We start from the raw sequence: 324 nt of genomic DNA, 5'->3' as shown, positions 1-324 counted from the left end.
TAGGCTTTTTCCGCCGCAAACGCAAAGTCCGCGATGGCTTCGAAATTGATCAAAACCGGCTTACATTTTCCCCCTACATGGAACTCGCTGAAAACAAGCTTAATATCCTGCGGATATTTGAAGAAGCCCTGCGCACAGGGATGCTGCTCCACCCGCAAGCGATGCGGTTGATTGATGCAAACCTTGGTTTAATTGATGACGAGGTGCGCAACTACAAAGAAGCCCGCCGAATTTTCCTCGACCTTATGCTCAAACATGGCAATCCGGAACGCGCCCTGCGGCGGATGAATGAAATTGGCGTTTTGGGGGCCTTTATCCATGAGT

The 324-nt window shown here is 50.3% G+C and carries 1 pseudogene; it reads left to right on the top strand.

The features are described from left to right. A pseudogene (locus AB9F29_RS21695) lies at window positions 1-324 on the top strand ([protein-PII] uridylyltransferase); the annotation flags it as partial.

The sequence above is a fragment of the Falsihalocynthiibacter sp. S25ZX9 genome, assembly GCF_041205405.1.
In the GTDB taxonomy this organism is placed as follows: Bacteria; Pseudomonadota; Alphaproteobacteria; order Rhodobacterales; family Rhodobacteraceae; genus Falsihalocynthiibacter; species Falsihalocynthiibacter arcticus.
Note: the sequence above shows the minus strand (reverse complement) of the source record. Positions and strands in the feature narration are given on the sequence as shown.